We start from the raw sequence: 25992 nt of genomic DNA, 5'->3' as shown, positions 1-25992 counted from the left end.
GGATGAGTTAATGCTGGTCGTGCTGGTGGCGCGAGGAGCTGGACTCAGAAGTCCATGCCGCCCATGCCACCCATGCCACCGGCGGCAGCCGCGGCGGCGTTCTCCTTCTCCGGCTTGTCGGCGATGACGGCCTCGGTGGTGAGGAAGAGGCCGGCGATCGACGCGGCGTTCTGCAGCGCGGAGCGGGTGACCTTGGCCGGGTCGATGATCCCGGCGGCGATCAGGTCGACGTACTCGCCGGTCGCGGCGTTGAGGCCGTGGCCGATCTCGAGGTTGCTGACCTTCTCCGCCACGACGCCGCCCTCAAGGCCGGCGTTCACGGCGATCTGCTTCAGCGGAGCCGAGAGCGCAACCTTGACGATGTTGGCGCCCGTGGCCTCGTCGCCCTCGAGGTCAAGCTTCTCGAACGCGGTCTTGCCGGCCTGGAGCAGGGCCACGCCACCACCGGCGACGATGCCCTCCTCGACGGCCGCCTTCGCGTTGCGAACGGCGTCCTCGATGCGGTGCTTGCGCTCCTTGAGCTCGACCTCGGTCGCAGCGCCGGCCTTGATGACCGCAACACCGCCGGCCAGCTTGGCCAGGCGCTCCTGCAGCTTCTCGCGGTCGTAGTCGCTGTCCGAGCGCTCGATCTCGGCGCGGATCTGGTTGACGCGACCCGCGATCTGGTCGGCGTCGCCGGCACCCTCGACGATCGTCGTCTCGTCCTTGGTGACGACGACCTTGCGAGCGCGGCCGAGCAGGTCCAGGCCGGCGGTCTCGAGCTTGAGGCCGACGGTCTCGCTGATGACCTGACCACCCGTCAGGGTGGCGATGTCCTGGAGCATGGCCTTGCGGCGGTCGCCGAAGCCCGGGGCCTTGACGGCGACGGACTTGAACGTGCCCCGGACCTTGTTCACGACGAGGGTCGCGAGGGCCTCACCCTCGACGTCCTCGGCGATGATCGCCAGCGGCTTGCCGGACTGCATGACCTTCTCCAGCAGCGGGAGCAGGTCCTTCACCGAGCTGATCTTGGACTCGACGAGGAGGACGTACGGGTCCTCGAGGACCGCCTCCATGCGCTCCGGGTCGGTCCAGAAGTACGGGCTGATGTAGCCCTTGTCGAAGCGCATGCCCTCGGTGAGCTCGAGCTCAAGGCCGAAGGTGTTGCTCTCCTCGACGGTGATGACGCCTTCCTTGCCGACCTTGTCCATCGCCTCGGCGATCATCTCGCCGATGGTGTTGTCGGCCGCCGAGATGGAGGCGGTAGCAGCGATCTGCTCCTTGGTCTCCACCGGCTTGGCGATGTTGATGAGCTCTTCGCTGACGCGCTCGACAGCGGCCTCGATGCCCTTCTTCAGGGACATCGGGTTCGCGCCGGCGGCGACGTTGCGCAGACCCTCGCGCACGAGCGCCTGGGCCAGCACGGTCGCCGTGGTGGTGCCGTCACCAGCAACGTCGTCGGTCTTCTTCGCGACCTCCTTGACGAGCTCGGCGCCGATCTTCTCCCACGGGTCCTCGAGGTCGATCTCCTTGGCGATGGAGACACCGTCGTTGGTGATCGTCGGCGCTCCCCACTTCTTCTCGAGGACGACGTTGCGGCCCTTGGGGCCCAGCGTCACCTTGACGGCGTCCGCGAGGGCGTTCATGCCGCGCTCGAGACCGCGCCGCGCCTCCTCGTCGAAGGCGATGATCTTGGCCATGCTGTTGGGTCCTCCCAGATGGGGTGGATGCAGAGCCGGGCGGTGCCCGCGACGGACGACCGGAGCGCCGGCGACCCCTTTCGCGCCGGACCCTCCGGCCTCACCGGCCGGTCTGTGGTGCTGTCACTCTCATGACACGAGTGCTAGCCCCATGATTAGCACTCGCCACCCGAGAGTGCAAGCTTGGGATCCGGGCTCAGCCTCCCGGAGCGAGACACCAAGATCAACGCGGGTCTAGGCTCCGGCCGTGGCCACGACCGAGGTCACCCCAGCGCGGACATCGGCGGCCTGGATCGGAGCCGGTGCGATCGGCGCGCTGCTCGTCCTGGGCGGCATCCTCCCCGGCTACGCCGCCGTCCTGCATTCCGGCGGTCGGAGCCCGGACCACACCCTGCTCGGGAGCGGGGCCTGGCCCTACTTTCTCGCGCTGGCCCTGGCGCTCGCCGGCCTCACCGCCGCCGCGGCGGTGCACGGGCGCGGACCCGCCTGGGCGACGCCGGCCTTGCTCACCGCGACCGGCGTCCCTGCGTTCGCCCTCGTCACCGAGCTCGCCGACCCGCCCGAGGCCTACCGGCCGTACTCGGCGGCCGCCGACTTCGACGACATCCGCGACATCGACGTCGGCCCGGGCGGCTGGATCACCTTCGCGACGCTGCTGTGCCTCGCCGTCGCGGCGGCGGTGTGGCGGCCGGGATCGGGGCGATCACTCGCCGCCGGTTCCTCAGCGGAGTCGTGCTGATCGCCGCGGCCGCTGTCGCCCTGACCGGGCTCCTGCTCGTCGGGCTCGAGCTGAGCGGCCCCTGCCTCGCCTGACGGCGGGCTCAGGCCCGGGTCGCGGTCACCGTGAGGTACTCCCACTGCATGCCGGGGCCGACTGAGGTCGCGAGGTGCCGCGACGCGAGTTCAACCAGGGCGGCGTCGAGGGCCGCAATGCGGTCCGGGTGCTCGGCGTTGGCCTTGTAGACCGCGATCGTCGGGCCGTAGCAGGCCTTGAAGTACTCGCGGAAGCTCACCGCGTCGCGGAACCGGGTGACGTCGAGGTGCTCGCGGTGGGCCTCGACGCCGGTGACCCGGTCGCCGAACAGCGCGCGGACGTGGGCCTCGTCGCCCCACAGCGGGGCCGGGGAGGCCCCGGGCGGGGGCGGGGCGAACGGCTTCATCGCCGCGAACATCTCGCCGATGAAACCGGTCGGGGTCCAGGACAGGACGCCGATCCGCCCGCCGGGGCGCACGACGCGGAGCAGCTCGTCGGCCGCCTGCTGATGGTGCGGCGCGAACATGACGCCGACGCAGGAGATCGCGGCGTCGAACTCGCCGGTCGCGAACGGCAGGTGCTCCGCGTCGGCCTCGACCCACGCGAGCTCCACGCCCGCGGCCCGGGCGGCGATGCGGCCGGCGTCGAACAGTTCGGGCGTCAGGTCGGAGGCGGTGACCGACGCCCCGGCCAGCGCCGCCGGGATCGAGGCGTTGCCGCTGCCCGCGGCGACGTCGAGCACGCGGGTGCCCGCCGTGATGCCGGTGCGGCGGACGAGGGCCGCACCGAGGGAGGGGATGACCTCCGCCGCGACGGCGGCATAGTCGCCGGAGGCCCACAGGGCCCGGTGCTTGGCCTTGAGCGCGGCGTCCGCCGCCGCGGCGTCGGCCGGTGTCTGGCTCGGGAGCGTTGCAGTCATGGTGGTGGTGTCCTCTGGGGTGGTCGCGTCTTTTACTGATCGCGTCTGGCGGTGAACGGGCCCTACGCTCACGCCACCGGCTTGCACCCGCGTTGCAATCGACTGACACCCTGACCCGTCGGAGGAACGGCGCATGTTCTTCCGCGTGCTCGGCCCGCTCGACCTGCTGATGGATGGTCAGGTCGTCGGCGTCGGGGGCCCGAAGCCGCGCGCGTTGATCACGGCGCTGCTGCTGCGCCGCGGGACGGTCGTCCCCACGGACGCCCTGGCCGACGCCGTCTGGGGCGACGAAGTCCCGCCCGGGGCCGCGAGCGCGCTGCGGGCGCACGTCTCGCGCATCCGCGGCGTGCTCGACGACGCGAGCCGGCTGGACTTCCGCGCCGGCGGCTACGTGCTGTGCGTCGAGGAGGGCGAGTACGACGTGGCCGAGGCCGAACGGGTGATCGCGGCGGCCCGGACGGCCGAACCCGCCGACGCGCTGGAGCTCTACGACCGCGCGCTCGCCCTGTGGCGGGGCGACGCCCTCGCCGAGTTCGCCGACCGCGACTTCGCCGAGGCCGAGGCGGCGCGGCTCGCCGAACTGCGCCGGACGGCCGAGGAGGAGCGGGTCGACGCCCTGCTCGCGCTCGGCCGCGGGTCCGAGGCCGTCGCCGATCTGGAGGCGACCGTCCGGCGCTTCCCGAACCGGGAACGACCCGCGGTGCAGCTGATGCAGGCGCTCTACGCGGCCGGCCGGCAGTCCGACGCCCTCGCCGCCTTCCACGCGCTGCGCGAACGGCTCGACGAGGAGATGGGCGTCGAGCCCTCCGAACCCGCGCGGTCGCTGTACCTGCGGATCCTGGAGCAGGACCCCGCACTGACCCCGGCCCGCCCGGCCCCGGGAAACCTCCCTCGCCGGGCGACCTCGTTCATCGGCCGCGGTGCCGAGGTCGAGGCCGTCCGGGAGGCGCTGGCCAAGGCGCCGTTGGTGACCATCACCGGGCCCGGGGGCGTCGGCAAGTCGCGCCTGGCGTTGCAGGCGGCCGCCCGGGACCGCGACGCCGCGCCCGACGGGGTCTGGCTGTGCGAACTCGCGCCGCTCTCCGACGGCAGCCCGATCGGGCACGCCGTAGCCGCCGCGCTCGGGATCCGGCAGCGCGCCGGGCTCAGCATCGAGGAGCGGGTCGTCGAGTATCTGAGCACCCGTCGGTTACTGCTGATCCTCGACAACTGCGAGCACGTCCTGGACTCCGCCGCCGCCCTCGCGGCCCGGCTCCTGGCCCACTGCCCCGACGTCTCCGTCCTCGCGACGAGCCGCGAACGCCTCGGCGTCGACGGCGAGCAGGTCTGGCCCGTCCCCGCCCTGTCGGCGGCGGACGCCGCCGAGCTGTTCGCCCACCGGGCCCGGGCGCAGCGACCGGACTTCCCCGCCGACGACCCGGACGTCGCCGCCGCGGTGACGGGGATCTGCGGGCGCCTCGACGGGCTTCCGCTCGCGATCGAGCTCGCGGCCGCCCGGACCGGCGCGATGAGCGCGGTGGAGATCGCCGAGCGACTCGACGCCGGCGGTCTGCTCTCGGGCGGCCCACGGGCCGCCGAACCGCGCCACCGCAGCCTCGACGCGGCGATCGGCTGGTCCTACGACCTGCTCGCCCCGCCCGAGCGTGACCTGTTCCGGCGGCTCTCGGTGTTCGCGGGCGGCTTCGACCTCGAGGCCGCGCACGGCGTCTGCGGCCAGCCCGGCGGCTCGGACCTTCACACGCTCGACGCCCTGACCGCGCTCGTGGACCGGTCGATGGTCGTCACCAACGGCGCCACGCGGCGGACGCGCTACCGCGTCCTGGAGACCCTGCGCGCGTTCGGGCGCGACCGAATCCGAGAGGACGGCGCCGCCGCCGACCTCGCCCGCCGGCACGCCGAGTACTACGCCGACCTCGCGAACCGTGCCGCGCGCGGCGCGCACGGTCCGGCCGAGCGGGAGTGGATCGAGCGCGTCCTGCCCGACTCGGACAACTTCCGCGTCGCGTTCGGGTACGCCGAGCGGACCGGGGACGCCGACCTCGCGCTGCGCATCGTCGCCGCGACGCCGGAGGTCCTCCACGTCCGCGTCGGCTTCGAGTCCGGCGAGTGGGCCGAGCGCGCACTGAGCTTCGCCGACCCCGCCCACCCGCTCTACGTCGTCGCCGTCGGCGCCGCCGCCCGCGCGGCCTGGAACAAGGGCGCGCTCGGGCGGGCGCGGGCCCCGGCCGGACTGGCCGAGGACCGCGTCCCCGCGCCGGGCACCGCCCGCGTCGCGTACGCCGTCGACGTGCGGGCCGACGTCGCGCTCGTCGAGGGCGACGCCGAGTTCGCCCGCCGGCACTACGAGGCCGAGTGCGCCCGGGCTCGGGAGACGGGTGAGCCCGTCCGCCTGGTGTGGACGCTGTACTACCTGGCGGTGTGTTCCGCCGTGCTCCGGAACCCGGAGGCCGGGCGCGTGGCGGCCGAGGAGAGCGTCGAGGTCGCCGAGCGGTGCGGGAACCCGACCGCCCGATCGATGGGCCAGTACGCCCTCGGGCTCGTGCAGAAGAAGTCGGAGCCGCAACTCGCCCTGGCCCGGTTCGACGAGGCCGCGCGTCTCGCCGCGGAGGTGCACAACTTCTGGTGGGAGGGCATCGCCCTGATGGAGGCCGCCGCCACCCGCGGGGTGCACGGCGACCCGGCCGCGGCGGCCCGGGCCTTCCTCGCCGTGCTCGACCACTGGGACCGCGTCGGCGACTGGACCCAGCAGTGGCTCAACCTGCGCTACGTCGCGCGCTTACTGGCCCGGATCGGGGCGGACGAGGCGGCCGGCACCGTCCACCGGGCGCTGGTCGCCGCCGGGAGGCCGTCACCGCTGACCGGCCGACCGGACGGGGACGGGCCCGTTCCCACCGGACCCCAGGCCGTCGCGTTCGCCCGGTCGGTGCTGGCGCGCGCCGCCGGGTGAGGGACCCTCATCTGGCAGGGAGTCAGGCTTCGACGTTCGGGGACGCCTCGCGCTTGGTCTCGCCGACTTTGAAGTAGTCCCCGCCCTTGCGCTTGGTGTCGTCGGTGCCCCAGTCGAGCTGACGGTCCAGCTTCGCCAGGCGTGGGATGTGCTTCGAGCAGTGGATGTACGCCTCGTGGACGTGCACCGCGACCCAGCGCTCCGGCCGGCGGCCGCCCTGACGGGTCAGCATCTCCAGCAGCGGGACCGTCACGCGCTCGTCGGCGAGGAGGTCCTCATGCTCGAGGATCGTGGCGGCACCGTTGACGTGAAGCCCGATCAGATCGTCGAAGAAGTCGACGAACATCAGCCCGACGTGGGCGTTCTCGGTGATGTTGCCGAGGCTGGCGTAGACGCCGTTGCCGCGCAGTTCGGGGTAGACGAGCGTCCGCTCGTCGAGCGCGACGACGAAGCCGGGCTCACCGGCCCGGAACGAGGAGTCGCACTCACCGCGGGCGTCGGCGGTGGCGAGAAAGACCATCTCCTGGCGCGCGATGAACTCGCGCATGGCCTCGTTGAGGTGGTCGAGCATCTGACGGTCGTAGAACGTGCGGGCCCGATCGACCGCGTCCCAGCGCTCCTGGGCTGCGTGCTCGCCGTCGGAGCCGGGCAGACTTGAGTCGTCCGTGGACATCTGGACACCGTACAGACGACCGGCGGACCTCCGGGACGAATCCCGGCCTTACAGGTTCGATCTAGGCGATGGCGCGAACCGCGTCCGCCTGGGGGCCCTTGGCGCCCTGGGCGATCTCGAACTCGACCCGCTGGCCCTCGTCGAGGGAGCGGTAACCATCAGCCTGAATTGCCGAGTAGTGCACGAACACGTCCGCGCCACCGTCGACCGCGATGAAGCCGTAACCCTTCTCCGCGTTGAACCATTTGACGGTGCCTTGAGGCATCGGTCTCTCCTGGTGCCGAGCTGAACTTGATGTGACGCCGCTGACATTAGCGTTCAGCACAAGCCCAGAACAGAGGTTTCGCACGCGAGAGTGAGCCCGCTTCGGACGCCCGGAGCCGCCCGCGACCCCGCGTCAGATCCCGGCGGAGCGGTACGACGCCATCGTCGGCTTGATGGTGGCGGTCGGCCCGACGTGGGCGGCGATCGCGTCGAGCGTCTTGAGCCCGTCACCGGTGTTGAACACGACGGTCTCGACGTCCGGATCGAGCTGGCCGGTCGCGAGGAGCTTGCGCAGCGTCGCGATCGTGACACCGCCCGCAGTCTCGCCGAAGATGCCCTCGGTCCGGGCGAGGAGCTTCATGCCCTCGACGACCTCGTCGTCGGAGACGTCCTCGACCGTGCCACCGGTGCGCCGGCAGACGTCGAGCACGTACGGACCGTCGGCCGGATTGCCGATCGCGAGCGACTTGGCGATGGTGTCGGGCCGGACCGGGGCGACGAAGTCGCGGCCGTCCTTGAACGCCACCGAGACCGGGGAGCACCCGGTCGCCTGGGCGCCGAAGATCTTGTACGGCGTCTCCTCGACCAAGCCGAGCTTCGCGAACTCGGTGTAGGCCTTGTCGACCTTCGTCAGCTGCGAGCCGGACGCGATCGGGATGACCGTCTGCGGCGGGATGCGCCAGCCGAGCTGCTCGGCGACCTCGTACCCGAGCGTCTTCGAACCCTCGGCGTAGTACGGGCGGACGTTGACGTTCACGAACGCCCAGTCCTCCTCCTCGCCGGCGAGTTCGGAGGCGAGGCGGTTGACGTCGTCGTAGTTGCCCTCGACGGCGAGCAGCGTGCCCGCGTAGACGGCGGTCGTGAGGATCTTCTGCTGCTCGAGGTCGGCCGGGATCATCACGACCGACTTGATGCCGGCGCGGGCGGCGGCCGCGGCAACGGCGTTGGCCAGGTTGCCGGTCGACGGGCAGGCGAGGACGGTGAAGCCGAGCTCGCGGGCCGCGGCCAGCGCGACGGCGACGACGCGGTCCTTGAACGAGTGCGTCGGGTTGCCGGAGTCGTCCTTCACCCACAGCCGCTTCATGCCGAGCTCGGCGGCGAGGTTGTCGGCGCGGATCAGCTTCGTCCAGCCCGGGTCGAGCGTCTTGGTCTCGGCGACGTGGGACGGGACCGGGAGCAGGTCCTTGTAGCGCCAGATGTTGGTGGGGCCGGCCTCGATGGTGGCGCGCGTGATCGTCGGGAAGTCGTACGCGACCTCGAGCGGGCCGAAACACTCGCCGCAGGCGTAGAGGGGGCCGATCTCGTAGGCGGAGCCGCATTCGCGACAGCTCAGGCCGGTGGCACTGCCCAGGAGACGGGGGGCCGGGGGTGCAGACGTCATGGCTAGGGAGTTCCTCTCCTCATCTTCCCCGGCGGCGGATTCACGACCGGGACGGAGTTGGCACCGTCTCCCGCGCACCGGATCCGAACGGATCGCGGCGGAGTTAGCGGGTGGTTGCCGGGGCTTCACCGAGCCGTATCTCTCAGCCCCTCTGGATGAGCGTGTTCAGTTGTGGTGTTCATCGTAGACGAAGATGGAGAGTGCCCTGTCGGGTAGACGGCCCGGCAGGACGGAGCGCGAGCGGCGAGGAGCGGCGTGCAGGCCCAGGTCAGGGAGTGGTTCGAGCGCCGCACCAGCGGGCTCGCGGACTGGTCACCGACGCAGGTGCTGGCCGCGAAAAATGCGGCGGACGTCACGGTGAGCGTCGTCCTCCCCGCGCTCAACGAGGAGGCGACGGTCGGCGCGATCGTCGAGGCGATCGGCCGCGAACTCGTCGAGCGGACCCCGCTGGTCGACGAGCTGCTGGTGATCGACTCCGGCAGCACCGACCGCACCGCGGAGCGGGCCTTCGCCGCCGGGGCGCGCGTCGTCCCCCGCGACGACGTCCTGCCGCGGATCCCGTCCGTCCCGGGCAAGGGCGAGGTGCTCTGGCGGTCACTGCTCGTGAGCACCGGCGACCTCGTCGTGTTCGTCGACGCGGACCTCGAGCGGTTCCGGCCCGAGATCGTCGTCGGGCTGCTCGGACCGCTGCTCGCGGACCCGGACGTCGCGCTCGTCAAGGGCCTCTACGACCGGCCGCTGACCAACGGCGGCTCGGTGCTGCCCGCCGGTGGGGGACGCGTCACCGAACTCGTCGCGCGGCCGCTGCTGAACCTGCACTGGCCGGAGCTCGCGGGCGTCGTCCAGCCGCTCGCGGGCGAGTACGCCGCCCGCCGCGAGCTGCTCGAACAGCTGCCGTTCCCGTGCGGCTACGGCGTCGAGATCGCGCTGCTCGTCGACACCCTCGCGCTGCGCGGGCTCGACGCGATCGCGCAGGTCGACCTCGGCAGCCGGCACCACCGGCACCAGGACGACGCCGCGCTCGGGCGCATGGCCGCGCAGATCTGGCAGGCGGCGTCCGCGCGGTTCGGGCGATCGGTCCCCGGCCGGGCGCACCCCGCGCCGCCGGCGACGCTGACGCAGTTCACGCGCATCGACGGCGAGATCGAGGTCGCGACCCACGACGTGACCGGGCGCGAACGGCCGCCGGTGATGACGTTGCCCGAGTACCGCGCGCACCGCGCCGTCCTGGACGCGAGGACCCGTACGGCGTGAGCATTCGGATCGTCTACAGCGACCTGGACGGCACGATGGTCGGGGCGCGGGGTTGCTTCCTGCGACGCGCGGACCTGGAGCCGACCCTCGAACCCGCGGCGGCGCTGCACGACCTGCTGCGCGCGGACGTCACGCTCGTGCTGGTGTCGGGGCGGACGCGCCTGCAGCTCTCCGAGGCCGCGCGCATCTTCGGCGCGGACGGGTTCGTCGGCGAGCTCGGCGCCGTCATCGGCTGGCGCTACGGCATCGAGCACGAGGTCCTCCGCGGCGCCATGCCGCCCGAGTTCGACGGCAATCTCTACGACGTCGTCATGGAGATCGGGCTGGTCGAGGAGATCGCGGCGGCCTTCCCCGGCCAGCTCGAGCTCTACGACCCCTGGCACCTCGGCCACGAGGCGGACGTGATGCTCCGTGGCCGCGCCGACGTCGCCGAGGTCGAGAAGTGGCTCGCCGAGCGGGACCTGCCGTGGCTGCGGCTGCACGACAACGGCCGGCTCCCCGCCGCCGCCGGCCTGACCCCCGACGGCCACCAGCTGCACGTCTACCACCTGATGGCCGACGGCATCACCAAGGGAACCGGCATCGCCGCCGACCTCGCCCGTCGCGGTCTGACGCCGGATCAGGCGATCGCGATCGGCGACTCCCGCAGCGACCTCGAGATGGCCCCGTTCGTCCGGCGGTTCTTCCTCACCGCGAACGGCGCCCATGTCGTCGAGCACGGCGTCCCCGACAACCTGACGGTCTGTCAGGGCGAGAACGGCCTCGGCTGGGTCGAGGCCGTCCGCTGGGCCCTCGACTCCTGACCCACCCGCACCGACCCCAACGGCCCCAACGACCCCACTCGTTTCACCAGGGGTGACACCCCTTCTTTTCCACCGGCCGACGTCCAGAAAGGGTGACACCCCTTACTGCGCAGTAAGGGGTGTCACCCTTTCTTTTCCACAGGCGGGGTCAGGCGGGCGGGGCGAAGGCGTCGGCGGTGGCCTGGGCGGAGCGGGTGGCGACCTCGGCAGGGGCGCCGGCGGCCTGATGGGCCTCGCCCCAGGACGTCGCGGCGCCGCGGATGAAGTCGCGGCCCTCGGGGTGGGCCAGAAAGGCGGCGGCGGTGTCCTCGCCGCGCTCCCCGCCTTCGAGGTGCCAGGCGAGGCCGAGCAGCGAGAGGTCCCAACCGACGCCGGTCGCGCCGGGACCGTAGGTCACCCAGTGCTCGTCCCGGACGTGCCGGTGGCGCAGCCGGAGCTCGCAGCGGTCGCCGGCGACCGGCGCGAGGTCGACGGTGACCCAGCTGGTCGTGTCGCCGAACTCCCAGTCGAGTGCGAGGCGCGCGGGCGGGTCGCACTCGGTGATCGCGCCCGAGGCATTGCCCTCGATCGCGTAGCGCCCACCGCGACGCAGGTCCCCGCTCACCTTGGCGAACCACCGGACGATCCGCTCGGGGTTGGTGATCGCCTCCCAGACGTCCGCGGGATCGGCGTCGTAGGTGCGCGTGAGTTCGACGACGTAAACGTCTCCCTCCTGCCCGGGCCCGGCGTGGTCGCCCTCCCGCTCGACGCGGCGCGCGACGGTGTTCAGCTCGGCGATCAGGTCCTTCACGATGTCTCCTCCGGGGTCGTGCGACGTTGGCGACGGCCGCGAGCCAGCTCGGTGCCGAGGGCGTCCAGGCGCTGTTCCCACTTGGCGCGCAGGCGTCCGAGCCAGGCCTCGACGTCCCGGAGCCCGGCGTCCTGCAGCGCGTACAACCGCCGCGTCCCCTCGGGCCGGACGACCGCGAACCCGCTCTCACGCAGGATCCGCAGCTGCCGCGACACCGCGGGCTGCGTCAACCCGAACTCCGCGGCGATCACCGCGACGACCTCCCCGGCCGTCCGCTCCCCGCCGGCGAGCAGCTCCAGGATCCGTCGCCGCACCGGGTCCCCGAGCACGTCGAACGCTTCCATGGCGCTACTATATGAGCTGCTCGTTATATAAACCAGAAATCATCAGGCGGGGCCGAAGGACTCGGGGCCGATGCCCCCGGGGCCGCGGGGGGTGCGGCGCCGCTCGAAGCCCTGGCGGCGGTTGGGCATGGGCTGTTCCTCGTCGGGGGCGTCGCCGGCATGGGCGACGACGGTGACGCGGACGCCGTTGAAGACCGCATTGCCGGTGAGCGGGTCGATGTCGGCGTCGTCGGTCAGGAGATTGACGTTGACGCCCGGCCGCTCGGCCGCGACGGTCATGCGGGCCTGAGGCTCGTCGTGGCCCCAGCCGTGCGGCAGGGAGACGACGCCGGGAAGGACCTCGTCGGTGATCTCGACGCTGGCGACGAGGCGGCCCGCGGCGGAGGTCACGAGCGCGCGGCCGCCGTTGCGCAGGCCCAGACGGTAAGCGTCCTCCTCGTTGACCTGCAACGTGCACCGCCGCGGCCCGGTGACCATCGCCGAGAGGTTGTGCAGCCACGAGTTCTTCGACCGCAGGTGCCGCCGGCCGACAAGCAGCATCCCTTCACCGGCAGGGGCGTCGAGCAGCGCCCGCACTCGCTGAGCATCCGTCAGAAACTCTTGGGGCGCGAGATGGATGCGGCGGTCCTCGGTCAGCAACGCCTCCGGCAGCCGTGGCTCGAGATCCCCGAGCTCGAGCCCGTTCGGACTCAGCTGCAGGTGCTCCATCGTCAGCCCGTACTCCCCCGCCTGCAGCAGGATGTCGAGCAACCGCTCCGGGCCGCGCAGACCCTCGCCGACCTGGTCGAGCGGAATCCCCTCGCGCACCGCGAGCGCGGCAGCGAGTCGGTCGTCGAACTCCTCGACACCCTCGTACGACCCGTTCGCCGCGATCAGCGCGAGGCGGGCGATCGTCTCCCACTCCGGGTACATGCCGATCGGCAGGTCCAGCACCGGCGGCGAGTACTTCGCGACGTTGCGGTACGCGTAGTTGTAGTGGATCAGCTCGTAGTGCGACCGCTCGAGAATCGACGGCACCGGCAGCACGACGTCCGCGAGGGCGGAGGTCTCGTTCAGGTACGTGTCGACGCTGATCATCAGGTCGAGCGAGTTCAGCGCCGCGTACAGCCGCTTGGAGTTCGGGATCGACCGCGCCGGGTTGCCGCCGATCGTGATCAGGCCGCGGACCTGACCGAAACCCGGGGTGTCGATCTCCTCGGCGAGCGCCGCCGCCGGCACCTCGCCGAGCAGGACCGGCCGCCGGCTCACCCGGCTGCGCGGCCCGTCGAGGGTGAACGGCTCCGGCGGCACGCCCTTGCGCGGCGAGTTCGGCAGCCCGCCGTGGCCGGGCTGGGGGAACATCGCGCCGCCGGGGCGGTCGAGGTTGCCGGTCAGCACGTTGAGGACGTCGATCAGCCACGTCGTCACCGTCGCGAACGACGTCGTCGACGCCCCGATCCGCCCGTAGACGACGCCGGCGTCCGCCCGCGCGAACTCCCGCACGACCCGGCGGATGCTCCCCGCGTCGACCTCGGTGCGCCGCTCGACGCGTTCGGGCGTGATGCCCTCGGCCAGGGACGCGATCCCGTCGACGCCGTCGACGAAGTCCGCGAGGTCGCCGAGGTTCACCAGCCCCTCGGTGAGCAGGACGTTCAGCATCGCGAGCAGCAGCAGCCCGTCGGTGCCGGGCCGGACGCGCAGGTGCTCGTCGGCGCCGTCGGCGGACTCGGTGCGCCGCGGGTCCACAACGACGATGCGCCCGCCGCGGCGCCGCAGCGCGCGCAGCTTCGAGCGCAGGTCCGGCGCGGTCAGCATGCTGCCGTTCGAGACGACCGGGTTCGCGCCGATCATGATCACGAAGTCGCTGCGGTCGATGTCCGGCACCGGCGTCGTGAACGGGTTGCCGTAGAGCATCCCGGAGACCACGTGCCGCGGCCGCGAGTTCAGCGACGCCGCCGAGAAGACGTTCCGCGTGCCGAGGGCCTGAATCAGCGACTCGGTGTAGAGCAGCGGCCCGAGCGCGTGGTCGGCGGAGACGCCGGAGAAGACCGCGATGCAGTCCCGCCCGTGCCGCTCCTGCAGCGCCGGGAGTCGGTGCGCGATCTCGTCGAAGGCCTCCGTCCAGGTCGCCTCGCGGAGCATCCCGCCCCAGCGGACCATCGGCGTGCGCAGGCGGTCGGGGTCGGTGTGGAGGCTCTTGACCGCGACGCCCTTGGGGCACAGAAAGCCCTGGGACAGGACGTCGTCCGGGTCTCCCCGGATCTCCAGGACGGACCCGTCGTCGTCCACGCTGACCAGCAACCCACAACTGGCCTCGCAGAGCGGGCAGGTGTGGGGGACGGCGGGCACCTGACGAGTTCTACCGCAGGGTGCGAAACGGTCCGGTCACGCGCTCCCCAAGCCCGCCGACATCTCATCCAGACGTGGGGAAGTCCTTACTCAGGATGACGGTCAGTTGGGTGCTCGAGATGCCGGCGAATGCCGGGCGAATCCTCCCGATCTGGGGGAATTGCCCCATCAGGGCCTTCGCCACGGGTCGCAGCCCCGGCGGGAAGTAGACCGTCGTCGCCGGCACGTTGCCGCGCCAGTCGTCGACGCCGGCCACGGTCCAGCCCCCGGCGGTCAGGTCGTCGGCGAAGGTCTGGCCGAGGCCGCGGACCGTCGTCTGGTTGAACACGACGACGGGCACCTTCGCCGCCGGCCGCGGGGTCGGGCGCGGCGTGGGGGTGGCCGACGCGGGCGTCGGGGTCGGCGCGGCGGGCTGCCCGGGCGCGGGCGAGGCGGTCGCGACCGGGGCGGCCTGCTCGGCCTCGGGGTCGTCGTCGGTGCCGAACGCGAGGATCAGCACCCCCACCAGCACGATCACGGCCAGGGCGGCCAGCGCCGAGGAGGCGAGGATGCTCAGCAGCGAGGCGCCGCGCCGGGGCTCGCCGGGGGCCATGTCAGACGGCCGGGGACCTCAGGCGTCGAGGCCGAGGCGGCGCGCGGACCGCGCGCGCTGCCGGGCCGAACGCAGCCGGCGCAGGCGCTTGACCAGCATCGGGTCGTAGGCCATGGCGTCCGGGTGGTCGATCAGGGCGTTGAGGATCTGGTAGTACCGGTTCGCGGACATCCCGAACAGCTCACGGATGGCCTGCTCCTTGGCCCCCGCGTAGCGCCACCACTGGCGCTCGAAGGCGAGGATCTCGCGGTCCCGCTCCGGAAGCGCGCCGGCCGGACCGTCGAACGTCACCGATCCCGGCTCCGCGAGCTCAAGCTCGGCGGCGACCTGGGCGCTGCGCTCCGACGCGGCTGCTGCGGCTTCCATCGAGTAGACCTCCGAAGCGTCCGAGGGGTTCTTCCGACCGCCCGCTTTCGACGGCGGCATCGCCAGTCTACGGCTGAATGACACTGCTGTCATTCCCTACGCGGGCGCTACCGCCGGTAAGTCCGGCCAGCATCGCACACGCCCCGCGACACCGACGAAACGCCCGCCACCGCGGTGCGGTGACGGGCGTTCGCGACGTTCAGTCCGGGGTCAGCGCATCGACCTCTGCCCCGAGTTCGAGCCCGGAGTTCAGGCGGCGCCGAGGATGCTGCCGCGGCGGCGGGTCACCAGGGTGACACCGGTGCCGGCGACGGCCAGGCCCGCGCAGAGGAGCAGCGCGGTCAGGTCGGCGTTGCCACCGGTCGCGGGCAGCGCGCCGGCCTCGACGGTGGCGGGCTTGGCGGCCTTCGTGGTCTTCGTGGTCTTCGCGGGCTTCGCCGCGCCCTTGACCTCACCGGCCGGCTTGGTGACCTTGACCGGCAGGCCGAGCAGCTCGTCCAGGTTCAGCGCGTCGGTGACGGAGCCGACCAGGTCGGTGACGGTCTTGATGATGCCGTCGAGGTCGACGAGGTTCGTGACGGTCTCGAGGACGTTCTCCAGGTCGACCAGGTCGGTGACGGTGGAGAGGACGTCGGCGCCGAGGACGTCGCCGAGCGGCAGGGTCTCGACGACCGACAGCGGGTCGGCCGCCACGCCGGTGACCGTGTTGACCGGGTCGAGGCCGGTGCCGCCGAGCACGCCGCCGACGGTACCGGTGGCCGTGCCGAGGACGCCGCCGACGAGGTCGCCGCCGAGCAGGCCGCCGCCGGCACCACCGAGGAGGCTGTCGACCGCGGCGACGTCGCCGACGATCGGGGCCTCGACGGCCGAGGCGGAGCCGCCCATCAGGGCGAACGGGGCGACGATCGCGCCGGAGACGGCGACGGTGAGAACGCGGGTACGCATGGAAAGACCGGACATTGGTGGATCCCCCTGGTGTGAAGTGTGCGAAGCACCGGTCATGGTCTGGGCAACCCCCCAGCCGCATCAGTCCGTGACCCCTGCGGTGCTTCTGCTCTTGTCCGCGGTGAGACGCAGGCCGCTGACCTGCGGTTCCGTGAGTTCTTCATAACTTTAGGGACGCCGGCAATTACTTTCCGTCACAGGCTCCTCACCCTCCGAGGGTGGGTTGCCGGCGTTTGTCCGCTATTGCCGACGGGCAAATCGGGCGGGCGGCTGGGGGCGCCTCAGCCGGGCGTCACGCCTCGGATCGGATCTGGTCAACCAGACCCACGAAAGTCGCGCGAGAACCCTCACCGATGATGCGCGCGGCGACCCGGCCCTGCCGGTCGAGCACGATCGTCGACGGGATCGCCCGCGGCGGCAGCGTCGCCCGGAACACCAACTGCAGGCGGCCGTCGTTGTCGCGCAGGCTCGGATAGGTGATACCGAAGCGGCGTTCGAAGGCCTCCGCGGCGCCGACGGCGTCGTCGCGCGTGTTCAGTCCGACGAACTGGACGTCCCCGAGCTTGCGGGTCTGGTCCCACGCCGCCTGCAGGTAGGGAGCCTCCTTGCGGCACGGCGCGCACCAGGAGCCCCAGACGTTGAGCAGAACGATCTTGCCCCGCAGCGCGGCCAGGTCCAGCGTCCCGCCGCCGACCTTCTCGCCGGCCAGCGCGATCGGCTCGCCCCGGTCCTGCGGGGCGATGATCGTGACGGCGCCGGTTCCGGAGACGAACCCGCGGTCACCGCCGGGCGTCGCGGGGCCGTCCTCGGCGCCGCACGCGGTCAGCGCGACGAGGGTCGCCGCCACAGCGGCGAGAAGACGGCCGGCTCGCACGCGACCATCGTAGGAAGTGTGGTGGAGGAACTTGCGCGGGCCTCAGGAGCCGAGGTGCGCGCGACGGTCGCGCTGGGCCGGGATGAACGCCAGACGGTCACCGACCGTGGGGGCGGGGATCCGGGCCTGCGACGCGGCCACGGGGACCGGCTCCGACACGTGATGCGAAGGACGCATCCGGGAGAACCACCGGCGCATTCGAACCTCCATCGACACTGCGGACCGTGGGCCGCTGTGGGCCCGCCGCGTGCCGTCCCCCGACTCGCAGCAAAGGTGAGACGTGCACTGATCCGGTCCGGTTCCGTCCAATTTCACTGGCGTCGCCACACTTGATCGGGTGAGCCGACACTTCTACGTGTTCCGCAGTCACTGGCTGGTGGACGCGCCCGCACCGCGAGTGTTCGAGACCCTCGCAAAGCTGGACGAATACCCCCATTGGTGGCCGCAGGTCCGCAGTACCCGTCCTATCGACGAACAGACCTGTGAAGTTGAGGTTCGGTCGACACTTCCGTACTCGCTGCGCATGACCGCGCACCACTCGCAGAAGGATCCGGACGCCGGCGTCCTGGAGGCGCGCCTGACCGGGGACCTCGTCGGGCACAGCCGCTGGCGGCTGCGCCCGGCCCCGGACGGCGGGACGATCCTGGAGTTCGGCGAGGAGGTCGAGGTGCGCCGTGCCCTGCTCCGCGCCTTCTCCTTCGCCCGGCCCGCGCTGCGGGCCAACCACGCGCTGATGATGCGCGCCGGCGAGCGGGGGCTGCGCCGGCACCTGCAGTCCGCACGCTGAGGATCGGCCGTCCGGGTGCACTTCGTGACGACGTCCCGGCGCGGCGCGTGAATTTCTCACGATTTCTCTGCGGACGGACTGAAATCGCCCTAGCGTTTCGGTGGACCGCGGCCGTTCTGGGGAGGCCGGCCGCGTTCGGGGGGATGCGCGATGACACCGGACACGTCGGTACTGCTCAGCCGGGAGATCCTGACGTACGGCCCGGCGCCGAAACGGCGCCGACCGGCGGCGGTGTGGTTCCTCGGCGTCGCCACGTTGGGCGTCTACTGGGTCGTGTGGTTCCTGCGCGCGAACCGGGAGCTCGCCCGGTTCGACGAGCGGATCCCCGGGTCGTACCGGGTCGACACCACCGCCTTCGCCCTCGGGTGGCCGATCGGCATCCCGCAGTTCCTCGCCCTCCACCGCATGGCCCGCCGCATCGAGTCCGCCCAACGCGCCGCCGGACTCCCGGTCACCTGCGACCCCGCCACCGGCGTCCTGATGTGGGTCTGCTTCGGCGTCGGCCTCCTGTACCTCCAGGACGAGTTGAACAAGGTCGTCGACCGCTACGGCGCCCCCGCCGGCACCGAGGTCTTCCACTACGCCTGACGCCCCTGCACAAGAGATGTCATCTCCAGTGCAGGGCTGACAGGATCGCGGCATGCCGCGATTCGAGCCGTTCGCCGGGATCCGTTACGCCACCGACGACCTCGCGGCGGTGACGGCGCCGCCCTACGACGTCATCGACGCGGAGGAGCGGGCCGCGCTCGTCGCGCAGCACCCGCACAACGTCGTGCTCGTCGACATGCCGACCGACCCCGAGGACTCGGGCGGTCTCGGCGCCTACGCCGGGGCGGCGGCGCTGTTCGCGCGGTGGCGGGCGGAGGGTGTCCTCGTCGACGACGCGCCCGCGCTCTACCCGTACCGGATGACGTTCACCGACGAGGCGGGGACCCGGCGGCACACCCTCGGCGTGCTCGGCGCGCTCGGCATCGACGCGGAGTCGCGGGCGGACGTCCTGCCCCACGAGCACACGACGCCGAAGGCGCACAGCGACCGGCTGGAGCTCCTGCGCGCGACCCGGGCGAACCTGTCGGCGATCTGGGGTCTGTCGCTGACGTCCGGCCTCACCGACCTGATCGACCTCGACGCCGCCGAGCCCCTCGGCCGCTGGGACGACCCCGACGGCGTCACCCACGAGCTCTGGCGCCTCGACTCTCCCGCCGCCGTGAAGGCCGTGACCGACGCGGTGTCGTCGAACCCCGTCGTCGTCGCGGACGGGCATCACCGGTACTCGACCTGTCAGATCTTCGCCGGCGAGGACGGCGCCCCCGCGGGCGCGAACGCGACGCTGTGCCTGGTCGTCGAGCTGGACGCCGAGCAGCTGACGGTCCAACCGATCCACCGGCTGATCTCCGGGCTCGGGGCGGACGTCGACCTCGCCGGGGCCCTCGCGGTCGACTTCGAGATCGGGGAGCTGGAGCCGCTCCCGGGGCCGGACGTCGTCGCGCGGTTGGTCGCCGAGCGGGCGCTCGCGCTGGTGACCCCCGACGGGCTGCGGCTGCTGCATCCCGTCGACGGCCCCGGGCCCGACGGTGCCGAACCGCACGCGGTCGAGCCGTTGGACTCGGTCCGCGTCGCCGATGCCCTCGACGGCCTCGGCGCCGAGGTGAAGTACCAGCACGGGGTCGGGCACGCCGTCGCCGCCGTCACCGGCGGGCGCGCTCAGGCGGCGATCCTGCTCCGTCCCGTCTCGGTCGAGCAGATCCGCGCCACCGCCGACGCCCGCGGCCTGATGCCCCCGAAGTCGACGTTCTTCTGGCCCAAGCCCCGGACCGGGACCGTCTTCCGCTCCCTCGAGCCCTGATCCTCGGGCGCCCCGCGGCCCGCCACGCATTTCACCACGCACCCCGCTCATGCATGAGCGGGTGGTCGATTTGTGTCCGATTTGTCCGGCGAAATCGACACTCTGCTCATGCATGAGCAGCGGGCCACGGGGGCGTCCGGGTGGACGCGATCTGCGCTCAGTGCGCAGATGAGCACCGGCCGAGGGGCCGCCGGCGGTGCTCAACTGCGCACTCGGTGGAGAACAGCCCAGCCGGCGCGGGCTGGGGGCGGCGAGCCGCACCCGGGCGTCAGTTGAGGGCCGAGGCGGTGGAGCCGCGGCCGCCGAGGAGGCGGGCGGACTCGTCGTCGGCGGGGTAGAACAGCTCGACCGCGAGCTCGTCGAGGGTGACGTCGCGGGGGGTGCCGAAGGTCGTCAGGGTCGTGAACAGCGAGAGCTCGGTCCCGTTGCCGAGGTCGAGGCGGAACGGCAGGAGCAGGGGCGCGCGCTCCAGCGGTGAGGCGGGGACGGAGGCGACAGCCTCCTCGACCCCCGGGTACGCGCGGACCTCGGCCTCCAGCGCCGCCAGCCCCGGATCGCCGGTGAGGACGACCGAGCGACGCAGTTGCTGCAGCAGGTGGGCGGCCCACTCGCCGAAGTTTCGCGTCCGCTTCGCGAGGCCCTCGGGGTGCAGGCTCAGCCGGTAGACGTTCGCGGGCGGGCCGAGCAGCTCGTCCGGGAGCCCGGCCGTGATCGCGGCGGCGGAAGTGTTCGCGAGCACGATGTTCCACGCCCGATCGACGACGATGCCGGGGTACGGGTCGTGGGCGTCGAGCATGCGCTGGACGGCCTCGCGGGCGGGATCCATCGCGGTGTCCTCCAGGGGCCGGACCGGGTACCGCGGCGCGTAGCCCGCGGCGAGCAGCAGCGTGTTCCGCTCCCGCAGCGGGATGTCCAGGCCGTCGGCGAGAGCCAGCACGAGCTCGGCGCTCGGCCGGGAGCGGCCGGTCTCGACGAAGCTCAGGTGCCGCGTCGAGACGTTGACGGCCAGCGCGAGGTCCAGCTGGCTCAGCCGGCGCCGCCGGCGCCAGTCGCGCAGCAACGCGCCCACGGTCAGCTCGGTCATCCCGTGACGCTAACCGCGCGCGGTCATGCCCGCGATTACCTGCGAGGTCATGGCCGGTCATGACCTCGGACGTAATTGAGAACGCCCGCGCCGGACCCGACGGTGGTGCCACCCGAACCGGCCGAAAGGACACCTGATGACCACCACCGTCACCCTCGAGCTCACCGTCGACACCTGGCTGCAGGCCTACGGCGACCCGGACGAGGCCGCGCGGGCCGCGCTGATCGCCGAAGTCTGGGCGCCCGACGGCGTGCTCGCCGACCCGCCGTTCACCGGGACCGGCCACGCGGAGATCCTCGCGTTGACCGGCGCCGCGCAAAGCCAGTTCCCCGGCCACACGTTCCGCCGGACCAGCGAGCTCGACGCGCACCACGACCTGGCGCGCTACACGTGGGAGCTCGTCGCCCCGGACGGGACGGCGGTCCTCACCGGCACCGACGTCGTCCTGGTCGACGACGCCGGCCGGCTCCGCTACGTCGCCGGATTCTTCGGCGAACCGGCCACGCGGGCGGCTTGAGTTCGGCCGCCCGGGTCAGGTCGGCGGCGGTGCGGCCGATAGGGGTCCATCGTTCGGTTGATCTCTGACCGAACGGCTCCCGCACGGGAGTTCGGAGCTCTACCGTCGAAGCACGATCGGCACGCACCGCCGCGTGCGCAAGTCCGGGGGGACGAAGACGATGGATCTGCACCACGGCCTGTTCGAGGGACCGCCGCCGCCGCAGTCGCGCACCGCGCCGGTGTGGCCGGGTTACGACCAGGAGCCGAAGCGGGCCGTCCGTCGCAGCTTTCTCGCCCGGCTCTTCAGCTCGCGCCGCACGCGGCCCGCTCCGTCCGCCTGACTCTCCGCCGACGCCGGCGCGCCCAGCCAGTGGCGCGCCCGGAAGTTGAAGTACAGCGCGAGGCAGATCGTCAGGATCACGCCGAGCACCAGCGGGTACCCGTACTGCCAGTCCAGCTCGGGCATGTGCTCGAAGTTCATGCCGTAGATGCCGGCGACCGCGGTGGGCACCAGCGCGATCGCGGCCCAGGCACTGATCCGCCGCATGTCCTCGTTCTGGCGCAGCTGGATCTGTGACTGACGGACACTCACCTGCGCGACGTTCGCCTGCAGGACGTCGGAGAGCAGCCGGTCGATGGCCTCGACGTTGTCGGCCGCCCGCAGCAGGTGGTCGTGGACGCCGCGGAAGTACGGCTCGGCCGCGGGCGTCAGCACCGGGTGCCGGCCGTCGGCGAGGGTCTCCAGCGTCCGACTCAGGGGTGAGACCGCGCGCCGGAAGTCGGCGACCTCGCGCTTGAGGCTGTAGATCCGTTCGGAGCGGTCCTGATCACCGCCGCCGAAGACCTGCTCCTCGATGTCGTCGACGTCGTCGTAGATGTAGTCGATCGCTTCCCGGTAGCCGTCGACGACGCGGTCCGCGACTCGGTACAGCACGCCGGCCACGCCGAACTCGGGGTGCTCGCCGGAGTCGAGGTCGCGGCGCACGCGGTCGAGCACGTCGTTGTCGCCGTGGCGGATCGTCACGACGAAACTCGGCCCGAGGAACAGCGCTACCTCGGTGACTTCGACGACCTCGTAGCTGTCGACGTAGTGCACCGGCTTGAGGACGACGAGCAGGATGTCGCCGTGCACCTCGAGCTTCGGCCGCTGGTGCGCGGCGACGGCGTCGGCGACCGCGAGCTCGGGCAGCCGGAACTCGGTGGCGACCGCGGCGATGTCCTCCCGCGTCGGGTCGGTGCACTCGATCCAGACGAAGCCTTCGGCGGAGCAGGCCGCGAACGCGCCGTCGAGGGTCAGGTCGACCCGGCGGCCGCCGACGTAGCGGGCGCAGCGCACCGGACCGGAGCGTCCGGGTCGCTGCGCCAGCTCGGTCACGCGCTCAGCGTAGGACCGGGACGCGCGGTCAGCAGCACCCCGCGCGGCACGGCTCGGCTCCCGCGGGGCTGAGGGTGTCGGCGTCCGCCTTTACCGTGTAGATCTCCCACGGCTCCTTGCCGGGCGCCTCGACCCAGACCTTGTCCTGGACGGCGTAGCAGCAGGCGCGGTCCTGCTCCTCCTCCGTCGCGAGGCCGGACGCGGCCAGACGCGCGGCGGCTGCGGACACCTCCGCGCTGGTGGGCACCTCGACGCCGAGGTGGTCGAGCACCGTGTCCCGGCCGGGCTCGCCCTCGATCAGGACGAGCTTGAGCGGCGGCGAGGCGATCGCGAAGTTGGCGTACCCCGGGCGGCGCTTGGCCGGCTCGGCCCCGAACAGCCGGCCGTAGAAATCCACGGCGGCCTCGAGGTCGGCGACCCGGAGGGCGAGCTGGACGCGGCTGGTGTCGATGGCAGTACGAGCGGCAGTGCTGGTCATGACGGTGCTCCGTTCTCTCGGAATGGTCGAAGGTTGCGCCTTGTTTCGATAGCTGTCAATATCGATACCTGTCGAATTCATTCCCGGGACGGTCATGGAACTTCTGGACGTGAACTGCTGCGCACCGCTGAGCCGCGAGCCGCTGACGGCGCGTCAGGCCGTGGATCTGGCCGCGGCGTTCAAGGCCCTCGGCGACCCGGTGCGGCTGCGCCTGTTCTCCCTGATCGCATCGCACGAGGACCAGGAGGCGTGCGTCTGCGAGCTCACGGGCGAGTTCGACGTCTCCCAACCGACGATCAGTCACCACCTCAAGGTGCTGCGCGAGGCGGGCCTGCTGACCTCCGAGCGCCGGGCGAGCTGGGTGTACTACCGCGTCCGGGCCGAGGCCCTCGACGCGCTGGGCCGCCTACTCGGCACTCCGGTCGGATGACGGCGGAGCTACGGCGCCGCGCCCTGGCCGAGTTCGTCGGCACGGGCGGGCTGGTCACGGTCGTCGTCGGTTCCGGCATTGCGGCCCAGCGACTTTCGCCCGACGACGTCGGCCTCCAGCTGCTGCAGAACTCGATGGCCACCGCCCTCGGGCTGACGGTGCTGATCCTCGTCCTCGCGCCGGTCAGCGGGGCCCACCTCAACCCCGCCGTCACCCTCTCGGCGTGGGCCCTCGACCGGCGTTCGTTCCGCGGGCCGGAGGTGGCCGCGTACGTCTCCGCCCAGACCGCGGGGGCGATCGCCGGCACCTGGCTCGCCCACGGGATGTTCGACGTCGGGGTGCTCACCACCTCGACGCACGCACGGGACGGCGGTCCGACGCTCGTGGCGGAGGGCGTCGCCACGGCCGGCCTGGTCCTGGTGATCTTCGCGCTCGTGCGCAGCTCGCAGCGTCCCCTGTGCGCCCCCGCCGTCGGCGCGTACATCGGGGCGGCGTACTGGTTCACCTCGTCGACCTCGTTCGCGAACCCGGCCGTGACGATCGGCCGCGCCTTCACCGACACCTTCGCCGGGATCGCGCCCTCGTCGGTCCCCGGCTTCGTCGCCGCGCAGTTGGTCGGCGCCGCGCTCGGCCTGGTTCTGCTGCTCGCCCTCTACCCGGTGCCGGCGAGGGACACGGTCGACATCTGAGCGGCCCGGCCCACCCTTCCGCCACTCTGTGATGTGCTGGACCGATGACCCCGAGCCTGCGCGCGGCCGCCCTGATGTCGGCGGCCGGGGACCTGCTCGGGCTGCGCGACTTCGGTGACCCGGCGTTCCGGGAGCCGTTCGAGAAGCTCGTCGAGGCCGTCGACTCGGCCGGAACCCTGGACGCGACGTGGGCCGCGGCGTTCGACGCCGACATGACGCGGCTGCTGTGCACGCGCCTCGCGATCGCGGCCGCGTTCGCCGAGCACCCGGAGATCGCCGACGAGGAGCTCGACGACCCGATCGTCATCACCGGCCTGGCCCGCACCGGAACGACGAAGCTGCACCGCGCACTCGCGGTCGTGCCGGACTTCCAGCGGCTCCTGCTGTGGCAGGCGCTGTTCCCGACGCCGTGGGGCCCGCCCGGCCCCGGCCCGGACCCGCGCATCGCCGTCACCGAGCAGCAGCTCGCGGTCCTGCGCGAGCAGCACCCGGACATGATGGCGGTGCATCCGGTTGAGGCGACCGAGCCGGAGGAGGAGGTGCTGCTCCTCCAGCTCAGCTTCCGCACCGTCGGCACACCGTGGGTCTGCCACGGGTACTCGTTCATCGACTGGGTCGTGCAGCAGGACCAGACCCCCGCCTACGCCGACCTCAAGCGGGCACTGCAGTACCTGCAGTGGCAGGACGGCGGGCGCCGAGGCCGGCCCTGGGTGCTCAAGGCCCCGATCCACCTGCACGCGCTCGAGACCCTGCTCAAGACCTTTCCCCGCGCGACCGTGGTGCACTGCCACCGCGACCCGCAGCAGGTCGTGCCGTCCAGCGCGCACATGCAGGAGATCTTCCACCGGGCCTACGGCGCGGACCACGTCCCGCTGGAGCAGATCGGCCGCAACGTCCTGCTCAGCGCCCAGAGCTGGGACGCCAACATCGAGCAGCGGGCCCGGGTCGACGCCGCCCAGGTGCTCGACGTCGACTACGCGGAGACGTGCTCCGACGTCAGTGCGGTGGTGGCGCGCATCCTGCGCAGCCGCGGCACCGAACCCGCGCCCGCGCTGCTCGCCGCCATCACCGCATGGGAACGCTCGCACCCGCCCGGCCGTACCGGGGCCCCCGACTACACCCTCGACCGTTACGGCCTGACGCCCCATCAGGTCGATGAGGCATTCGCCGCGTACCGAGCGTTCGTCTCCGGCCCCGACAGCCCCCTGCGTCGAGGTTGACGATGAGCGAACATCCGCTCGCGACGCTGATCCGCGCCGCGGCGGCCGGCGAGTTCCCGGCCGCCGACGCCGGCTGGCGACGCGTCCCGCCGTGGCGCGACGGAGTCGAGGCCGTCGTCGCGTTCACCGGGCACGCGGTGCTCGCGATCTCCGACCGGGTCGCCGACGACGAGCTCACCAAGCTCGGCGTCGACGGGCTCGGCGGGGCGCACCACCCCGCCGTGATCGCGGCCCTCGCCGACGGCGGCTGGATCGACAGCCTCGACTCGCTGCTCGTCGGCGTCGGCACCGGGGCCTGGGAGGCCCGCGGGACCGGCGGACACCTGATCACGCGGCCCGACCTCGCCGGGCACCCCCGGGTGGGGTTCGCGCAGCGGGTCCGCGACGACGTCCGCGTCCTCGGCCGGACCGACGCGACCGACACCTCCGTGGTCGTCCTCGCCCGCGGCATCGGCGGCCTGACCGAGCTGAGCTTCGAGCTCGATCAGTCGCGCCGCGGCGCCGGCGGTGGCACCGCGCTGGTCCGGGCCGGCCTCGCCGCCGTCCCCGCCGGGGAGCTCGTCGTCGCCGCCTGCGCCCCCGGCAACGCCGCGAGCATGCGGGCCCTGCTCCGCGCCGGCTGCTCCCCCGTCGGCTCGATCCAGCTGTTCACTCCCGGCCGCCCCTGACCCT

General features: G+C 72.3%; 27 protein-coding genes and 1 riboswitch. Of the genes, 12 read left to right on the top strand and 15 right to left on the bottom strand.

Going from position 1 to position 25992, the window contains the following annotated elements; translation table 11 throughout:
• Positions 1-44: 44 nt before the first annotated feature.
• On the bottom strand, positions 45-1679 hold the full coding sequence (gene groL, locus SPOPO_RS0111235) for a chaperonin GroEL (protein WP_019874874.1): 1635 nt from the start codon (positions 1677-1679) through the stop codon (positions 45-47).
• A gap of 247 nt (positions 1680-1926) precedes the next feature.
• On the opposite strand from groL, the gene SPOPO_RS0111230 reads away from it, so the two are divergent.
• Positions 1927-2418: a hypothetical protein gene (locus SPOPO_RS0111230; protein ID WP_019874873.1), complete on the top strand. Its 492-nt coding sequence runs from the start codon at positions 1927-1929 to the stop codon at positions 2416-2418.
• A gap of 82 nt (positions 2419-2500) precedes the next feature.
• Here the strand turns inward: SPOPO_RS0111230 and SPOPO_RS0111220 are convergent, their stop codons facing one another.
• Positions 2501-3352 carry a class I SAM-dependent methyltransferase gene (locus SPOPO_RS0111220; protein WP_019874872.1) on the bottom strand — a complete coding sequence of 284 codons (852 nt, stop codon included), beginning with the start codon at positions 3350-3352 and terminating at the stop codon, positions 2501-2503.
• A 133-nt stretch (positions 3353-3485) separates the two neighbouring features.
• On the opposite strand from SPOPO_RS0111220, the gene SPOPO_RS0111215 reads away from it, so the two are divergent.
• Positions 3486-6299, top strand: a complete 2814-nt coding sequence (locus SPOPO_RS0111215; RefSeq protein ID WP_019874871.1) for an AfsR/SARP family transcriptional regulator — start codon at positions 3486-3488, stop codon at positions 6297-6299.
• Between the two features lie 22 nt (positions 6300-6321).
• Here the strand turns inward: SPOPO_RS0111215 and SPOPO_RS0111210 are convergent, their stop codons facing one another.
• From SPOPO_RS0111210 to thrC, 3 genes are all read right to left on the bottom strand, one after another.
• Entirely contained in the window at positions 6322-6972 is a 651-nt protein-coding gene (locus tag SPOPO_RS0111210; RefSeq protein ID WP_019874870.1) for a pyridoxamine 5'-phosphate oxidase family protein, read from the bottom strand.
• Between the two features lie 61 nt (positions 6973-7033).
• The gene (locus SPOPO_RS0111205; RefSeq protein ID WP_019874869.1) at positions 7034-7237 is read right to left on the bottom strand and encodes a cold-shock protein; all 204 of its coding nucleotides are present in this window, start codon (positions 7235-7237) and stop codon (positions 7034-7036) included.
• 132 nt (positions 7238-7369) lie between these two features.
• Complete coding sequence (thrC, locus tag SPOPO_RS0111200) at positions 7370-8617, bottom strand: threonine synthase (protein WP_019874868.1); 1248 nt, start codon at positions 8615-8617, stop codon at positions 7370-7372.
• A 16-nt stretch (positions 8618-8633) separates the two neighbouring features.
• Positions 8634-8779, bottom strand: a riboswitch (SAM riboswitch).
• A 93-nt stretch (positions 8780-8872) separates the two neighbouring features.
• Between thrC and SPOPO_RS0111195 the strand changes: the two genes are divergently transcribed.
• Both SPOPO_RS0111195 and SPOPO_RS0111190 read left to right on the top strand, forming a co-directional pair.
• Positions 8873-9871, top strand: coding sequence for a glucosyl-3-phosphoglycerate synthase (locus SPOPO_RS0111195; protein ID WP_019874867.1), 999 nt, complete (start codon positions 8873-8875; stop codon positions 9869-9871).
• Positions 9868-10674: an HAD family hydrolase gene (locus SPOPO_RS0111190; protein WP_019874866.1), complete on the top strand. Its 807-nt coding sequence runs from the start codon at positions 9868-9870 to the stop codon at positions 10672-10674. The genes SPOPO_RS0111195 and SPOPO_RS0111190 overlap by 4 nt, the downstream gene beginning before the upstream one ends.
• A gap of 148 nt (positions 10675-10822) precedes the next feature.
• On the opposite strand, the gene SPOPO_RS0111185 is transcribed toward SPOPO_RS0111190, so the two are convergent.
• The 7 genes from SPOPO_RS0111185 to SPOPO_RS29030 all read right to left on the bottom strand — a co-directional run bounded on the left by SPOPO_RS0111185 (position 10823) and on the right by SPOPO_RS29030 (position 16913).
• On the bottom strand, positions 10823-11464 hold the full coding sequence (locus tag SPOPO_RS0111185) for an SRPBCC family protein (RefSeq protein ID WP_019874865.1): 642 nt from the start codon (positions 11462-11464) through the stop codon (positions 10823-10825).
• Complete coding sequence (locus tag SPOPO_RS0111180; protein ID WP_019874864.1) at positions 11461-11808, bottom strand: ArsR/SmtB family transcription factor; 348 nt, start codon at positions 11806-11808, stop codon at positions 11461-11463. The genes SPOPO_RS0111185 and SPOPO_RS0111180 overlap by 4 nt, the downstream gene beginning before the upstream one ends.
• Before the next feature lie 42 nt (positions 11809-11850).
• Positions 11851-14136: a molybdopterin-dependent oxidoreductase gene (locus SPOPO_RS29040; RefSeq protein ID WP_084671009.1), complete on the bottom strand. Its 2286-nt coding sequence runs from the start codon at positions 14134-14136 to the stop codon at positions 11851-11853.
• Between the two features lie 64 nt (positions 14137-14200).
• The gene (locus tag SPOPO_RS29035) at positions 14201-14728 is read right to left on the bottom strand and encodes a LytR C-terminal domain-containing protein (protein ID WP_019874862.1); all 528 of its coding nucleotides are present in this window, start codon (positions 14726-14728) and stop codon (positions 14201-14203) included.
• A gap of 18 nt (positions 14729-14746) precedes the next feature.
• Positions 14747-15094, bottom strand: coding sequence for a DUF3263 domain-containing protein (locus SPOPO_RS0111165; protein ID WP_028984696.1), 348 nt, complete (start codon positions 15092-15094; stop codon positions 14747-14749).
• A 249-nt stretch (positions 15095-15343) separates the two neighbouring features.
• Positions 15344-16039, bottom strand: a complete 696-nt coding sequence (locus SPOPO_RS0111160; protein ID WP_156869801.1) for a hypothetical protein — start codon at positions 16037-16039, stop codon at positions 15344-15346.
• Between the two features lie 292 nt (positions 16040-16331).
• Positions 16332-16913 (bottom strand): TlpA family protein disulfide reductase, encoded by a 582-nt coding sequence (locus SPOPO_RS29030; RefSeq protein ID WP_033384988.1) that lies wholly within the window; start codon positions 16911-16913, stop codon positions 16332-16334.
• A gap of 337 nt (positions 16914-17250) precedes the next feature.
• Between SPOPO_RS29030 and SPOPO_RS33720 the strand changes: the two genes are divergently transcribed.
• The 3 genes from SPOPO_RS33720 (at position 17251) to SPOPO_RS0111135 (ending at position 19546) form a co-directional block, all read left to right on the top strand.
• Positions 17251-17700, top strand: a complete 450-nt coding sequence (locus SPOPO_RS33720; protein ID WP_028984695.1) for an SRPBCC family protein — start codon at positions 17251-17253, stop codon at positions 17698-17700.
• A gap of 150 nt (positions 17701-17850) precedes the next feature.
• The gene (locus tag SPOPO_RS29025; RefSeq protein WP_019874856.1) at positions 17851-18288 is read left to right on the top strand and encodes a DUF4234 domain-containing protein; all 438 of its coding nucleotides are present in this window, start codon (positions 17851-17853) and stop codon (positions 18286-18288) included.
• A gap of 52 nt (positions 18289-18340) precedes the next feature.
• Positions 18341-19546 (top strand): DUF1015 family protein, encoded by a 1206-nt coding sequence (locus SPOPO_RS0111135; RefSeq protein WP_019874855.1) that lies wholly within the window; start codon positions 18341-18343, stop codon positions 19544-19546.
• Positions 19547-19814: 268 nt separating this feature from the next.
• Here SPOPO_RS0111135 and SPOPO_RS0111130 read toward each other — a convergent pair whose 3' ends face one another.
• Positions 19815-20630, bottom strand: coding sequence for a helix-turn-helix transcriptional regulator (locus SPOPO_RS0111130; protein WP_019874854.1), 816 nt, complete (start codon positions 20628-20630; stop codon positions 19815-19817).
• Positions 20631-20766: 136 nt separating this feature from the next.
• Between SPOPO_RS0111130 and SPOPO_RS0111125 the strand changes: the two genes are divergently transcribed.
• A complete protein-coding gene (locus SPOPO_RS0111125) occupies positions 20767-21147 on the top strand; it encodes a nuclear transport factor 2 family protein (protein ID WP_019874853.1) in 381 nt (126 codons plus the stop codon).
• Positions 21148-21378: 231 nt separating this feature from the next.
• Here the strand turns inward: SPOPO_RS0111125 and SPOPO_RS0111120 are convergent, their stop codons facing one another.
• Together SPOPO_RS0111120 and SPOPO_RS0111115 are read right to left on the bottom strand one after the other, a co-directional pair.
• Positions 21379-22503: a magnesium and cobalt transport protein CorA gene (locus SPOPO_RS0111120; RefSeq protein WP_019874852.1), complete on the bottom strand. Its 1125-nt coding sequence runs from the start codon at positions 22501-22503 to the stop codon at positions 21379-21381.
• 28 nt (positions 22504-22531) lie between these two features.
• Entirely contained in the window at positions 22532-22981 is a 450-nt protein-coding gene (locus SPOPO_RS0111115; RefSeq protein ID WP_019874851.1) for an ArsI/CadI family heavy metal resistance metalloenzyme, read from the bottom strand.
• A gap of 94 nt (positions 22982-23075) precedes the next feature.
• Between SPOPO_RS0111115 and SPOPO_RS0111110 the strand changes: the two genes are divergently transcribed.
• From SPOPO_RS0111110 to SPOPO_RS0111095, 4 genes are read left to right on the top strand one after another with little or no spacing between them, the layout of a single operon-like run.
• Entirely contained in the window at positions 23076-23411 is a 336-nt protein-coding gene (locus SPOPO_RS0111110; protein ID WP_019874850.1) for an ArsR/SmtB family transcription factor, read from the top strand.
• Entirely contained in the window at positions 23408-24100 is a 693-nt protein-coding gene (locus SPOPO_RS0111105) for an aquaporin (RefSeq protein ID WP_019874849.1), read from the top strand. Before SPOPO_RS0111110 ends, SPOPO_RS0111105 begins: the two co-directional genes overlap by 4 nt.
• A gap of 44 nt (positions 24101-24144) precedes the next feature.
• A complete protein-coding gene (locus SPOPO_RS0111100) occupies positions 24145-25320 on the top strand; it encodes a sulfotransferase family protein (RefSeq protein WP_019874848.1) in 1176 nt (391 codons plus the stop codon).
• A 2-nt stretch (positions 25321-25322) separates the two neighbouring features.
• On the top strand, positions 25323-25988 hold the full coding sequence (locus tag SPOPO_RS0111095) for a GNAT family protein (RefSeq protein WP_019874847.1): 666 nt from the start codon (positions 25323-25325) through the stop codon (positions 25986-25988).
• Positions 25989-25992: the final 4 nt, after the last annotated feature.

This window comes from Sporichthya polymorpha DSM 43042 (assembly GCF_000384115.1).
Lineage (GTDB): Bacteria > Actinomycetota > Actinomycetes > Sporichthyales > Sporichthyaceae > Sporichthya > Sporichthya polymorpha.
This window is presented reverse-complemented; position numbering and strand designations above follow the sequence as displayed.